We start from the raw sequence: 13,978 nt of genomic DNA, 5'->3' as shown, positions 1-13,978 counted from the left end.
TTATAATTTCTGATAATAGCTAATCCAACTATAATCAGAATGTATTTGACAAAAGAACAGTGATTGTTGAAACCTATTCTTTTTATCAATTTACTTTTCTGCACAATTAAGGATTATACTTTACTGGTCAGAGATTTACGTTTATTACTAGGATATGGCAACCGAAGTTGTTCAAGGTCAATCCATGATGAATGTCGCTTCAACTTTTACTCAATTTTGGGAAAGTGTAAAAGCGATTGCCGGGCCTTATTGGTATCCGACTAAACCTGGAGGAAGGGCATTTTCCGATGTAATTCGTGCTTGGGCAATGCTGATTCTTTTAATTATATTAATCATTGCTCTAGTAAGTTTAACAGCCTTTAATAGTTTCGTGAGTAACTATTTGGTCGATGTGATTATCGCTAAAGAAGATTTTAATAAATTTGTTGAAACCCTATCTATTTTCGCCGCGGGATTAATCTGTGTAACAATCCTGGTAGGATTTGTTAAATTTATTAGAAAAAGAATTGCGCTTGATTGGTACGAATGGCTAAACGCTTGGATTTTAGCAAAATATTTTAGCAATCGTGCCTATTATAAAATTAATTTTAAATCCGATCTTGAGAACCCGGATCAACGTCTATCCCAGGAAATTGAACCGATTACCAGTAATGCCATGAGTTTTCTAGCAACTTTACTAGAAAAGGCGCTGGAAATGGTAGTTTTTTTAATTGTTCTTTGGTCAATTTCCCAATCAGTTGCCCTAATTCTAGTAGTTTGGACAATCGTCGGAAATTTGATTGCTGTTTACTTAACCCAAGAACTAAATAAGATTAATCAAGAGGAACTTGAAACTAAAGCTAACTATAGTTATGCTCTAACTCATGTTCGCAATCATGCCGAATCCATCGCTTTTTTTCAGGGGGAAAACCAAGAATCAAATATCATTCAGCGTCGATTTAGTAATCTTGTAAACACTGTTAAACGTAAGATTGATGCTGAAAGAGGTACGGAAATTTTTAATCGGGGCTATCAATCTGCTATCCAAATATTTACTTTTGTAGTCCTTGGGCCTTTATATATTAATAACAACGAAGGTATTAGTTTTGGACAGGTAGGTCAAGCCTGTTTAGCCGCTAATTTGTTTGCCAGTGCCCTAGGAGAATTAATCGCTGAATTTGGTAAGTCTGGAAGATTTTCCAGTTACGTTGAACGTCTATCTGAATTTTCAAATGCTTTAGAAGAAATAACCAAAGAACCGGAAAATGTACATACTATTAAAACCCTAGAAGAAAACCATCTGGCTTTTGATCATGTGACTTTACAAACCCCCAATTATGAACAGGTAATCGTTGAAGATTTATCGCTAATTGTTCAACCGGGAGAAGGTTTATTGATTGTCGGGCCCAGTGGTCGCGGCAAAAGTTCCCTCCTGCGGGCGATAGCGGGTCTGTGGAATGCGGGAACAGGTCGTTTAATTCGGCCGCCTTTAGAAGAAGTTTTATTTTTGCCCCAACGCCCTTATATCATATTAGGAACTTTACGCGAACAGTTACTTTATCCTAATCAGAATTTGGCAAAAACTGATGCGGAATTACAAGAAATTTTGCAACAAGTTAACCTGCAAAACTTACTGAGTCGCGTCGATGGTTTTGATACAGAAGTGTCCTGGGAAAACGTTCTATCCCTGGGAGAACAACAACGTTTGGCTTTTGCCCGAATATTAGTTACTCGTCCTAGCTTTATCATTTTAGATGAAGCTACCAGCGCTTTAGACTTAAACAATGAAGGTAATTTATATCAACAGTTACAAGAAACAAAAACCACCTTTATTAGTGTGGGACATCGAGAAAGTCTTTTTGATTACCACCAATGGGTTTTGGAACTCTCGGCCGATTCTAGTTGGCAACTGTTAACCGTACAGGATTATCGACGGCAAAAAACTAAAGAAATTATCAATATTCCCATTGACAATACTCAAATCACCATAGACAATCTTTCTAGTAATCAATCCCCAACTCAACCCATACCTGAAATAGCGGTATTAACTGACGAATTTGAGGGATTTTCCCATAAAGAAATGGAGGTTTTGACCAACTACTCAATAGGCACTATCAGAAGTAGAGCCAGCCTTGGTAAGTCTATCACTGACAAAGATGGCTTTACCTATCGCTATAACAAAGATTCCCGGGTCTCGAAGTGGCTAAGGGTTTAGCGATCAATCAGAATATATAGCAAATCTAAATGGATTGCAAAAAAATCATGAGCAAGATTACTAATCTTAAAAAATATCGGGATTTCTGTGTAGGGGCAAGGCGCACCTCGCCTCTAATATTATTCTTTAGACAATAAAAATATTAAATTTTGCATAAATTCAGGATGGATGAAAAATGACAATAGCCCTCGTAGACGAACCAGATTTAATCAAACAAGTAGTTCAAGATATCCAGCAAAATGAAATTACTATTGCCGCTCAAAAACTGCGTCAACAGGCAAAAAAATTTTGTGAACTTCCCCCCGAATGGCTACTAAAAACAGCAGATGCTTTAGAAAATAACGACTGGAGTATTTTGGCTGAAGATTTTATCAATATGGATTTTATTGGTAAAAATGGTTATTTCTTAATTATTGCCCCTTATAAAATTAATAGACAATGCCAGAGTCAGGTAACTTTAAGTGCGATTTCTGGGAAAATATACGATAATTCTCAACCCTCTATTGAACAATTAGAAAATCTCAGTCGGGAAAAATTTGGCACTTTGGGTCAACCTGTTCCCAGAAACCTTTCCTTTAGCGAAATTGCCAGTTGTGGTCATCTCAGTGGAGAAAAAGGTGAAGCCTTCATTGTTCCCAATGGCTGGCCCTTTCCTAACAGTATTGACGGCCCGGCATTAAACAACACCAGTGAACAGCGACGACGTTTTTTAGGTTCCAGCTATGAATGTATCCAAACAATTTTTGAACCGGAAACTGCTAATTTATTATTGGGCCCCTTAGAAGATGAAATCAATAGTGAACGCTATCGCCACATGGACACTCAAGTACATGAAGCTGGCCATGCAAGCGGTTTAGGATTTGATTTCAAGGCAAACCAGAACCTTTTTCAAAATTATACCTATGCGGGTGTTGAAGAATGGCGATCGGATAGTCTCGGATTTGAGTTTGCCGCTTGTACTTTACCTGCTGAAGAAGCTGGGAAGTTGGTAGCGGTTAATTTCTGTATTCGCTTTGGTTTAGATGCTCACCGTTTAGGCGGCGTGGAAAAAGATACGGATGTTCATGCTAGTTTGATCAGCTTAGAGTATCTTTTTCAAAATGATGCTATTTATATTACTAAAAATGGTCAATTAGCTCTGCGTAATTTGAGTTATCCTGGTTTATTACAAGCGGTGGAACTCCATCGAGCGCAAGCATTATCTATTACTCGCAGGGAGTTAAACATGAAAAGTCCTACAGGTATTTTCTCGCTGTACAAAATAGACATTCACCCAGCAACTTTGTCAGTTTTTCAAGGACTAATTGTGGAACGTTGTCAGGGAATATGGAGACAGTTACAGTAGCATACTGATGACATAATTGTAGGGTAGAAAAAAGCCTTGCAGATCAATCAAAGATCAAAACCGGAGATTAAAAATGGATAAAAATGAATGGATTAGTAAATTTGATAGTTTAATTCTCAATCCTTCAACTCGGGAATTCTACGGTCAAAAAGAGTTTTTTAATGTGGGTTACTGGCAATCAGATACCCAAAATCAACAGGAATCTTGTTTTAATTTGATGGAAAAACTTTTAGAATTTATTCCTGAAAAGCAGGGAAATATTCTTGATGTTGGCTCCGGTTTGGGCGCAACAACCAGTTACCTCCTCAAGTATTATTCCTCGGCGGCAATTGTGGGAATTAATATTTCCCCTGCACAAATTGAAAGAAGTATTTTAAACGCTCCTGACTGCAAATTCCTGTTGATGGATGCGGTCAATATGGAATTTGAGGATAATTTTTTTGATACTATTATTTGTGTAGAAGCAGCTTTCTATTTTAATACCAGAGAAAAGTTTCTAAAAGAGGCTTGGCGGGTGTTGAAACCGGGGGGAAATTTAATTCTCTCAGATATGAGTTTTGCCACGACCGAATATTTAGGTGATTGGACTGTTCCCCAAGCTAATACGGTTAAAAATATTGCCGAATATCAAAATCTTTACCAACAGTTAGGATTTCAACAGTTACAATTCGTGGAGGCGACGGAGGAATGTTGGTTCAAACATTTTCGACATCTAAAATCTTGGCTGGGAGAAGAATTTCAAGCAGAAAAGATGGACGAAGCCACCTATAATGCTAATATTACTGCTATAGATCGTTTATTAAGTTCTTCAGCAATAACTTATTTATTGGTAGCAGCAAAGAAACCATTTGGAGTTAGTTAAGTTAAATAATTTATAACTTATCCGGTGTCAATAATTACCAGTTTTTTAGGATATGCAAACTCAAGTTCCCCCTGACCAAACCATCACTAATCCCCTTTCATCTTTGACTCGATTTTTGCAAGATCTTAAAATTATTGCTCAACCTTACTGGTATCCCACAGAGTTAAATGGACGGGCATTTTCCGATGTGATTTGTTCCTGGGGGATGCTGTTTCTAATGGTTTTAAGCATAATTTTGCTAGTGAGTGTTGATGCTTTTGCCAGCTTCTGGAATCGCCATGTCCTAGATATTGTTATTGAACAAAGAGACCTTTCTAAGTATCTTGATACTCTCTGGCTATCTAGCTTTTTGATTGTGCTGATCACCTGTTTAGTCGCCTTGGCTCAATTTGTGAGAAAAAAAGTTGCTCTTGATTGGTATAAGTGGCTCAGTAGTAACACCTTAAAACAATATTTGAGCGATCGCGCCTATTATAAAATTAATTTTACATCGGGTTTAGAAAATCCTGACCAACGTTTATCCCAAGAAATTGAACCGATTACCACCATAACCTTGAGGTTTTTAACAACCTTATTAGAAAAGAGTCTGCAAATGATCACTTTTCTGGTTATTCTTTGGACAATTTCCCAAGAGATTACCATTTATCTAGTTATCTATACCATTGCTGGTAACTTTATTGCGGTGTATTTAACCCAACAGTTAAATAAGATTAATCAGGCGGAACTTAACTCTAAAGCTGAATATAATTATGCCCTAACCCATGTCCGATCTCATGCGGAATCCATTGCTTTTTTCCGAGGAGAGGAACAGGAAGAAAAAATCATCGAACGCAGATTTAATAATATTCTCAAGAATGCGGAAGAAAGAATCAATTGGGAGAGATTTCAGGATCTTTTTAATCGTGGTTATCAGTCTGCGATTAGTGTTTTTTCGATGTTTATTCTGACACCAATGTTCATTCAAGATAAAATTGATTTTGGAGAAATTAGTCAAGCCAGTTTGTGCTGTTTTCTCTTTTCTAATTCCTTGGGACAATTGGTAAGTGAGTGGGGAACGTCAGCAAAATTATCTAATTATATTGAGCGTTTAGCCTCCTTTTCTGATGGCTTAAAAAGAGTCACCCTAGAACCCAAAAACCTCGCTAGGATTACAACAGTAGAAGACAACCGTTTAGCCTTTGAGAATTTTACTCTACAAACCCCAGATTATGAGAAAGTAATTGTTGAAAATTTATCCCTATCAGTTCCATCGGGAAAAGGTTTATTAATTGTTGGCCCTAGTGGTCGTGGTAAAAGTTCTTTGCTGCGGGCGATCGCCGGTTTATGGAATGCGGGAACCGGGCGTTTAGTGCGTCCTGCTCTCGAAGAAATGCTATTTTTGCCCCAGCGTCCTTATATTATTTTGGGCACTCTGCGTGACCAACTCCTTTATCCCCATACCACTGATCAAATTACTGATCGAGAACTTGAAAAAATCCTAGAAAAAGTCAACCTGCAACATTTATTAACTCAAACTAATGTTTTTGATAAAGAAGTAAATTGGGAAAATATTTTATCATTGGGAGAACAACAGCGACTAGCCTTTGCCCGAATGTTAGTTACCCGTCCCAGTTTCACCATATTAGATGAAGCCACCAGTGCTTTAGATTTAATTAATGAAGAAAGTTTGTATCAACAATTAAAGCAAACCCAGACAACTTTTATCAGTGTAGGACATCGGGAAAGTCTATTTAATTATCATCAATGGGTACTAGAACTTGCAGAAAATTCTCGTTGGCAACTTTTGACCGTTGAGGACTACCAACAGCAAAAATTCGCGGCGATCAATTTTATTAAAAAATCTTAAACTTCCAGATAATAATTCCCTGTATGTTGTAATGTTCTATCGTAGGGGTTGGGTTTCCCAACCCTCTTTGCGCCTGGGTTTGGAGACCAAACCCCTACAGGTTTTTATCACCAATCATTTAGAATTACTATATAACATGGGTGATCTTGTTACCAAACGATTACGTTTAGTGCCTTTTAAATTGCCAATTGTACAAGCGGCAATGATTGGCGATACTGAATTAGGAAAAGTTCTGGACGTTACAGTTGTACCTAACTGGATTGATCAAGAATTTTATGATAACTTGCCAGAAATTGCCAATATACTGAACAAAAGTCCATTGCAAGGAGAATGGGGATGGGGAAATTTAGTGATTCAACAAGCAGAAAATACCCTAATTGGTCACGTTATGCTTAAAATTATTCCAGATATCCCCGATCCCACAGGTTCCCCCACAGGATCACTGGAAATTGGCTATCAAATCGCTCCCTCCTATCGACGACGGGGATACGGATCTGAAGCGACAAAAGCAGTGTTAGACTGGGCATTTTCTCAACCTTCTGTGGAAAAAGTGACGGCTGGCTGCGATGCTGATAATATTGGTTCCCAAAGATTGCTAGAAAAAATCGGAATGCAGCACACACAAACCCGAGCCAATGGTCAAGTATTAGTTTGGGAATTATCGCGTTCTTCTTAGTTTAAAATTTTCCCTTTTAAAGCTATTCTTTACGCAAAACTCAAAAGCTAAATTACGGAGAAAATAGTTCTATGTCTTTGTCTCGTGATGTTGTTTTATTAATTACTCATAGTGGAGATTTTTTTACTATTGATCGGGTCATGGAAGCCCTATTAAAAAAAGGCGTGCAACCCTTTCGTTTTGATACGGATCAATTTCCCCTCAATGTCCAATTAACTGCCAATTTTGGCAAATCAAAAAGCGATCATCAACTGGAATATAATGGTCATTCTATTAGCACAGAACAGGTACAAGCGGTTTGGCTACGACGGATCTGGGAGCCTGATTTTCAGGAATTAGACCCCCAATACCAACAGGCTTGTGCAAAGGAATCAAAGGCAACTTTAAACGGCTTTTGGGACAGTCTGAGGCAGGCTAATTGGGTTGATCATTTAGCACAAATTGAGTCGGCGAGTAATAAACTACTGCAATTAAGATTAGCCTCAGAAGTAGGTTTTACTATTCCGCAAACATTGATCACAAATAAAGCCGAAGCCGCACGGGAATTTTTTCAACAAGTTAACGGCAAAATGGTGAGTAAGCTATTAACGGCTCTTTCTCGTAGTATGGAAAGCACTTCTTTTTTCCTTTATACTAGCCTGGTTAAAGAGGAAGATTTACAAGATGCGGAGTCATTGCGTTATTGTCCAATGGTTTTCCAAGAACAAATTTCTAAGCAACAGGAATTGCGAGTCATTTATGTGAATGGTCAGGTATTTGTGGGGGCGTTAAATGCTTCTGTTTATGAAGATTCTACCGTAGATTGGCGCGCCCCTGGTATCGAGGTTGGTGCTTGGCAAAATCATCAACTTCCTGAAGAATTAATCCGTCGTCTTCAAACTTTTATGGGTCAATTGGGGCTCCTATTTGGAGCTTTTGATTTTATTCTCACGCCGTCGGGAGATTATGTTTTTTTAGAAGTTAATCCTGGTGGCGAATGGGGAATGTTGGAAAGGGATTTAGATTTGCCAATTTCTCAAGCGATCGCCGATACTCTGATTCCCTAAAATTTACTATTTAACCATTATTTAGGAGATTTATGACGGTTTTAATTTTCACTTTCAGCAACGATAATGAAAGTATTCCCCTGGTTGTTAAAGCTATTGAAGCTAAGGGTGAAAAAGCCTTTCGTTTTGATACCGATCGCTTTCCTACGGAAGTAAAACTCGATATTTATTCGGGTGATTTTGAGGGGGGAATAGTTACCGATGGAGAACAGAAATTAGACTTAAGTGAAGTCTCCTCTGTTTGGTATCGGCGCATGAGATATGGCGCCAAACTTCCTGATAGTATGGATCAGCAATTTCGGGAAGCGTCTCTCAAAGAATGTCGTGTTACCGTCCGAGGATTAATTGCTAGTCTACCAGGTTTCCATTTTGATCCAATGATTAACGTTGATCGGGCTAATAATAAGCAACTGCAATTACAAATTGCCCGACAACTGGGTTTATCAATTCCCCGTACTTTGACCTCAAATAATCCCGAAGCTGTCAAACAATTTGCCCAGGACTGTAAAGAGCAAGGAATTGTTACTAAAATGCTCTCTCAATTTGCAATTTATGGTGAAAATAAAGAAGAAAATGTCGTGTTTACCAGTCCTGTGACTGATGATGATTTAGAGAATTTGGAAGGGCTAAGTTTTTGTCCGATGACTTTTCAAGAAAATGTACCTAAAGCCCTAGAATTAAGGACAATTATTGTGGGAAAACAGGTATTTACTGCCGCCATTGACTCTCAAAAATTAGACGGAGCTACCTATGATTGGCGGAAAGAAGGAAGGGCTTTAACTGAAAAATGGCAAGCCTATAATTTACCCGAAGATATCGAGAAAAAACTACTGCAACTAACGGCTTATTTCGGCTTAAACTATGGAGCTATTGATATTATTGTCACTCCCGATGGTCGGCACATTTTCCTAGAAATCAATCCCGTTGGCGAGTTTTTCTGGTTGGAATTATTTGCTCCCTATTTCCCTATTTCCCCGGCGATCGCTGAAATTCTGCTTACTCCTACAAACCAGAAACCATCTTAGTGATTCAGGATACTTTTTTAATAAAAGTTAATCATTTGTGCTGGATTTCCCTTGACATATCCTGTTAGTTAGTAGTATCTTGGTCGCAGGTCAATATTGCAAAATGAACTTAACTCATGTCCAAAAACGTTAAAGTCTCTGCGCCCAAAGCCGTCCCCTTCTTTGCTCGTTTCTTAGCAGAGCAAGCCGTGGAAGCTAAAAGTTCTAATTCTGCTCCTTATGAAACTCGCAAGTATCCTTCCGATTGGGAAGAATTTTAAATAGATAAGAGCAATCTTAATCCACAATTTAAGAGAGTAGCAGTTATTTAATAACTGAAAGCTACTCCCTATTTGATGGCTTAACTTTTTTAACATTGGATATTAAACTACTTATAAGCACCCAAACATAATTATTTACATATTTCTAATTCCCTGTTCCCTGTTCCCTCTCCCAACTAGGTAATTTATTTTGCACAAGCACTTACAATTGATTGAGACTTGCGATATCGGGTTGATTAGTGATATAATCCCAGCAATTAGCTTTCTGAAAAGTAAACTACTATGTCTAAAAATATCAAAGTATCGACCGACTTAGCCGTCCCCTTCTTTGCTCGTTTCTTGGCAGAGCAAGACACAGAAAGTGGTGATTCTACTTCTACCGATATCCCCCCAGTCTGGACTTTGAAGTGGCCTTCCGATTGGGAAGATAGTTAAGTAGACCAGAGCCATCTTGATCGAAAATTAAGGGAGTGGCAGTTATTCAATAACTAAAAGCTACTCCCGATTTTTTTTAAAATATTAATTTAAAGCAATTTTATATTTTGATACCAGGGAGAAAATAATGTTTGAGTCGTTATCAGGAAAAAAGGTAATTATTATTGGCATGAATTCAGGAGTTGACCTGGCGATCGCCAATAAGATATTAGAATTGGGGGCAAAAGTTGTACTTTCCCACCCATCTCCAGAAAAATTAAATCAGGCGATCGGATTAATTTCGGTCGAGATTGAAGCTAAAACCGTTAACATTTTGGATGAAGATTCAGTTAATACTTTTTTTGAGGAAGTGGGAAACTTTGATCATTTAGTCGTAACGGCGATCGGAGACAGAAATATGCCCCGATCGCTATTAGCAGAAATGACCACAGAAACGGCTCAAGGTGGCATGGACAAGTTCTGGGGAACGTTTTTTGCTGTCCGTGCCGGGTTGAAAACCATAGCTACTGATGGCTCCATTACCCTAACCTCCAGTGTCTCTATGTTTAAATCTTCAAAACTGGGAGGGATTTCTGTGATCGCCGCCGCCAATAGTGCCGTTGCCGCATTTGGGCGCTCACTGGCATTAGAAATCGCACCCATTCGGGTTAACGTGATTGCTCCTGGACTGATAGAGGATACCAGCATCTGGAGCAGTCAAAGCGAGTCTGAACGTTCAGACCTCAGCAAGTGGGCGATCGCAGCCTTACCCGTGGCCCATTTGGGGCAACCCGAGGCACTAGCGCAGGCGGTATTAAGTTTGATGACTAATCCCTATATGACCGGGGTGATTTTGCCTGTTGAGGGCGGAGTAACTCTGATCTAATCGACTCTAGCAGTAGTCATCAAAATTTTCATTCATCCAGGTTAAAATTTCCCCATTTACCCGCTCTGGACATTCATCATGGGCGCAATGTCCGGCATTTTCCAATTCCACTAATTTTAATTGAGAGTAATATTGTAAATATTGACGAGGGTTGGCAAATTTAACTGGAATTAAACGATCCTGTAAACCACAAACTAACAAAATAGGAACCGTTAACTGGGGAAATAGACTTTTAACCGTTGGGCCAAGACGGGGATTTCCCATCATTTTTAAAATCGAACAAAAAGCCCGCGCCGCCCCCCTTTCCAGGGCTGGAGTCACCAAAATATCAACTAATTCATCGGTAATCGCATCGGGATTATTATAGGCTAACTTTACCCAACGCCGGATAAAACTCGGACGACGCGCTAAGGCAAAAAATAACCTTAAAACCGGAGGAGAAGCCACAACATTTTGTACTTTTTCCACCACAGGAATTGCCCAAGGCGGTAACATTTCTAATTGTAATCCCGGGTCAGGAAGACTAATTAAAACTAATCCCTTTGCCAATTTAGGGTCTTGGGATGCCACCATTAAACTCACCAAAGACCCAATCGAATTTCCGACTAAAATTACAGGTTCTCGGATAAACGTTTTCCAAAAGTCATAGACTAAATCTACCCATAACTGAGTATTGTAGGGGGCGATCGCTTTTTCCGAACCGCCGAAACCCAATAAATCTAAAGCATAAACCGTATGGGTTTGACTCAACACAGCCAAATTGTATCGCCAGTGTCCAATCGAAGCCCCAAATCCATGTAAAAATAACATCGGGTAACTGGGACGAGAAGATAGGGACAAACCGGGCCGACTATAGGCGTAACGAATCCGCCAACCCCGCCAAATCCAATCCCGTTGACAACCTACTTGGTCTTGCCAGCTTGCGGAACTTAACAAATGTCCTCCGATCACAACATAACTTTATATCGATCATCTTAACCTTTATGGAATTTAGGTTAAATTTGGAACAGAATATCGATGGGAATGAGTACAATAGGAAACTGTAGAACCATATCACCATCATATTTAATCGCTTGCAAACTTCTTTAATGCCTGTGACCGATAAAAAAATCAATCGCAATTTGCCTCCAATTAACGAAAATATCCGGTTTCCTAAAATCCGGGTTATAGACGCAGATGGCTCTCAGTTGGGGATTCTCACCCCCCGGGAAGCCTCGCGGATGGCGGAGGAAAAAGAACTCGACTTAGTATTGGTTAGTGACAAAGCCGACCCCCCGGTGTGTCGGATTATGGACTACGGCAAATACAAGTACGAACAGGAAAAGAAAGTTCGAGAAGCCAAGAAAAAACAACACACCGTTGATGTTAAGGAAGTCAAGATGCGCTACATCATTGACGAACACGATTACAAAGTGCGCGTCAATCAAGCCAAACGCTTCCTGCAATCGGGGGATAAAGTCAAAGCCACCATTATGTTCCGTGGTCGGGAAATTCAACACAGTCACCTCGCCAAAAGCCTCCTGGAACGTATGGCCTCTGAGTTACAAGAATTGGCTGAGGTGCAACAGGAACCCAAACAAGAAGGACGCAGCATGATGATGTTGCTCTCACCCAAAAAGTAGAATTCAGGTGTTGAATGGCTGACTTCTCAGGGTTCGGTTGCCTTGGGGTGTAGGCTTCAACACCAAACCTCTAATGACAGCCGAAACTGGAAATCCTTCCATCCCCCTTGCTAACAAGGGGGACTTTAACTGTGAATGCTTAAAGCACTACCAATTAAGGTGTTTGACAATAATAAACCTTGTAACCTAGTTATAATTTACTGTTCCCTGTTCCCTAGCGCTATAACATCTGCGACCAGGTTTGTAATTTTTGTAACTCTGTAATCTGGGTAAGGTTATATTGTAGGGGGGTAATGGTGATCAGATTTTGACGTAAAGCATGAACATCCGTGATCCATTCATCCAAGTCTGAGGGTTCATTTAAGAGTTCTACATCTTCCATTAATTCTCCAGTTAACCAATAATAGGTTTTTCCCCGGGGGTCAATGCGTTTTTCCAAAATATCCAAATAACGACGAATTCCTTGGCGGGTAATCTTCACCCCCTGAATATCTTGAGATGGAACACCGGGAACATTAACATTCAGTAACATTGCTTCGGGTAGGGGATGTTTTTCTAAGGTGTGAATTAACTGTTGGGCAAATTCCACCGCCGCTTGAAAGTCCCGGGAGGAATAACTCCCTAAACTAAATGCAATACTGGGAATACCTTGGATTAACCCTTCCATGGCTGCTGAAACCGTACCGGAGTACAGAATATCCGTGGCCACATTCGGCCCATGATTAATTCCGGCTAAAACCAAATCCGGCGGGGTTTCCATCACCCCAAATAGCCCCACTTTTACGGAGTCGGCGGGGGTTCCAGAACAGGCCCAAGCCGTTACGGACGGGGCAAACACATCCTCTACCTGTTCAGCGCGGATGGGATGGTGTAAGGTTAAACCATGACCCGTTGCCGAGCGTTCTTGATCGGGACAAACCACGGTAACATCATGCCCGACTTGGGCTAAACCATTGGCTAAACTGCGAATTCCTTGGGCAAAAACCCCATCATCATTACTAATTAATAGTTTCATTGAGTTAAATTGATTAAGAGAGGAAAAATATACTTTCAGGACAATTTTGAGGGTGAATCAAGATTAGTTTTTTATTCAGTATCCTGATATCCACCCCGCCGATTTGCTTTTTCTATTTCTACATTTTCTGCACTCAATAATGGAACACCAGAGTCAATAATTTTTTCTCGGATTTGTTGCAATTTTATTCCTAAATATGATGAGGCTTTTGGCGTTTCTGTTTGTTCTGTGTCAACCGAATTTAATGGGCTTTGATCGGATAAACTTGGGTTATTTAAAAGGATTATTTTAGTCGTCAAAAAATCTACAAAATCAATCACCTCTTGTTGTTTTTCTTGAGGTAAAGAACGCCACTTTTCTAATAATTTTTGTTCCTGAATCATGGGATTTTGGATTTACAACTTCAAATATTATAGCAGTTTATCCTCAAGATGTGTTAAATATAGCCAGCCTAAATCATAGGTATAAATCCCAAGATTCTCCTCGCCCTGACCGGAGAATCTTGGCCCGGGGTTAGAATTAATCTCGGAATTATTTGTAGTTACAATCCATTTAGACTTACTAACAAAACCTAAGATAGTAGCTATCCAATGTTGCCCAAACTTATATTTGAAAATGGTTTAATCAAACAACTAGATTTTTGGATATAGCCGAATAAACGAGTAAATTGGTGGAATGAATCGGGATGGGAAGTAACTTTATCTCCCGCTCAAAATTCTGCTTCTAGCCATTGTAAAAATTAGAGCATTATCAAGTTAAAATCCGACCTAAAGCCTTGGTTTTAATT

General features: G+C 39.4%; 14 protein-coding genes. 11 read left to right on the top strand and 3 right to left on the bottom strand.

Annotation, left to right across the window (positions count from 1 at the left end):
* Positions 1 to 154 precede the first annotated feature (154 nt).
* The 10 genes from PL11201_RS13435 to PL11201_RS13390 all read left to right on the top strand — a co-directional run bounded on the left by PL11201_RS13435 (position 155) and on the right by PL11201_RS13390 (position 10,554).
* Positions 155 to 2,194, top strand: coding sequence for an ABC transporter ATP-binding protein/permease (locus tag PL11201_RS13435; RefSeq protein ID WP_079679343.1), 2,040 nt, complete (start codon positions 155 to 157; stop codon positions 2,192 to 2,194).
* A gap of 175 nt (positions 2,195 to 2,369) precedes the next feature.
* Entirely contained in the window at positions 2,370 to 3,539 is a 1,170-nt protein-coding gene (locus PL11201_RS13430) for a DUF6014 family protein (RefSeq protein WP_079679342.1), read from the top strand.
* 73 nt (positions 3,540 to 3,612) lie between these two features.
* A complete protein-coding gene (locus PL11201_RS13425; protein ID WP_079679340.1) occupies positions 3,613 to 4,401 on the top strand; it encodes a class I SAM-dependent methyltransferase in 789 nt (262 codons plus the stop codon).
* Between the two features lie 52 nt (positions 4,402 to 4,453).
* A complete protein-coding gene (locus PL11201_RS13420; RefSeq protein WP_079679338.1) occupies positions 4,454 to 6,247 on the top strand; it encodes an ABC transporter ATP-binding protein/permease in 1,794 nt (597 codons plus the stop codon).
* Positions 6,248 to 6,383: 136 nt separating this feature from the next.
* A complete protein-coding gene (locus tag PL11201_RS13415) occupies positions 6,384 to 6,923 on the top strand; it encodes a GNAT family N-acetyltransferase (protein ID WP_079679606.1) in 540 nt (179 codons plus the stop codon).
* A gap of 71 nt (positions 6,924 to 6,994) precedes the next feature.
* Positions 6,995 to 7,969 (top strand): MvdC family ATP-grasp ribosomal peptide maturase, encoded by a 975-nt coding sequence (locus tag PL11201_RS13410; protein WP_079679336.1) that lies wholly within the window; start codon positions 6,995 to 6,997, stop codon positions 7,967 to 7,969.
* A 32-nt stretch (positions 7,970 to 8,001) separates the two neighbouring features.
* The gene (locus PL11201_RS13405) at positions 8,002 to 8,994 is read left to right on the top strand and encodes an MvdD family ATP-grasp ribosomal peptide maturase (protein ID WP_079679334.1); all 993 of its coding nucleotides are present in this window, start codon (positions 8,002 to 8,004) and stop codon (positions 8,992 to 8,994) included.
* 116 nt (positions 8,995 to 9,110) lie between these two features.
* Positions 9,111 to 9,254 (top strand): microviridin/marinostatin family tricyclic proteinase inhibitor, encoded by a 144-nt coding sequence (locus PL11201_RS13400; RefSeq protein WP_079679332.1) that lies wholly within the window; start codon positions 9,111 to 9,113, stop codon positions 9,252 to 9,254.
* Between the two features lie 282 nt (positions 9,255 to 9,536).
* Positions 9,537 to 9,689, top strand: a complete 153-nt coding sequence (locus PL11201_RS27530) for a microviridin/marinostatin family tricyclic proteinase inhibitor (protein WP_079679330.1) — start codon at positions 9,537 to 9,539, stop codon at positions 9,687 to 9,689.
* A 127-nt stretch (positions 9,690 to 9,816) separates the two neighbouring features.
* Positions 9,817 to 10,554: an SDR family oxidoreductase gene (locus PL11201_RS13390; protein WP_079679329.1), complete on the top strand. Its 738-nt coding sequence runs from the start codon at positions 9,817 to 9,819 to the stop codon at positions 10,552 to 10,554.
* A gap of 6 nt (positions 10,555 to 10,560) precedes the next feature.
* On the opposite strand, the gene PL11201_RS13385 is transcribed toward PL11201_RS13390, so the two are convergent.
* Positions 10,561 to 11,490, bottom strand: a complete 930-nt coding sequence (locus PL11201_RS13385; protein ID WP_079679605.1) for an alpha/beta fold hydrolase — start codon at positions 11,488 to 11,490, stop codon at positions 10,561 to 10,563.
* A gap of 152 nt (positions 11,491 to 11,642) precedes the next feature.
* On the opposite strand from PL11201_RS13385, the gene infC reads away from it, so the two are divergent.
* Positions 11,643 to 12,176, top strand: a complete 534-nt coding sequence (infC, locus tag PL11201_RS13380; RefSeq protein ID WP_026785810.1) for a translation initiation factor IF-3 — start codon at positions 11,643 to 11,645, stop codon at positions 12,174 to 12,176.
* A gap of 220 nt (positions 12,177 to 12,396) precedes the next feature.
* Here the strand turns inward: infC and surE are convergent, their stop codons facing one another.
* A complete protein-coding gene (gene surE / locus PL11201_RS13375) occupies positions 12,397 to 13,191 on the bottom strand; it encodes a 5'/3'-nucleotidase SurE (RefSeq protein ID WP_079679327.1) in 795 nt (264 codons plus the stop codon).
* Between the two features lie 71 nt (positions 13,192 to 13,262).
* A complete protein-coding gene (locus PL11201_RS13370) occupies positions 13,263 to 13,574 on the bottom strand; it encodes a hypothetical protein (protein ID WP_079679325.1) in 312 nt (103 codons plus the stop codon).
* Between the last annotated feature and the right edge of the window lie 404 nt (positions 13,575 to 13,978).

It is taken from the genome of Planktothrix sp. PCC 11201, from assembly GCF_900009135.1.
GTDB lineage: Bacteria > Cyanobacteriota > Cyanobacteriia > Cyanobacteriales > Microcoleaceae > Planktothrix.
This window is presented reverse-complemented; position numbering and strand designations above follow the sequence as displayed.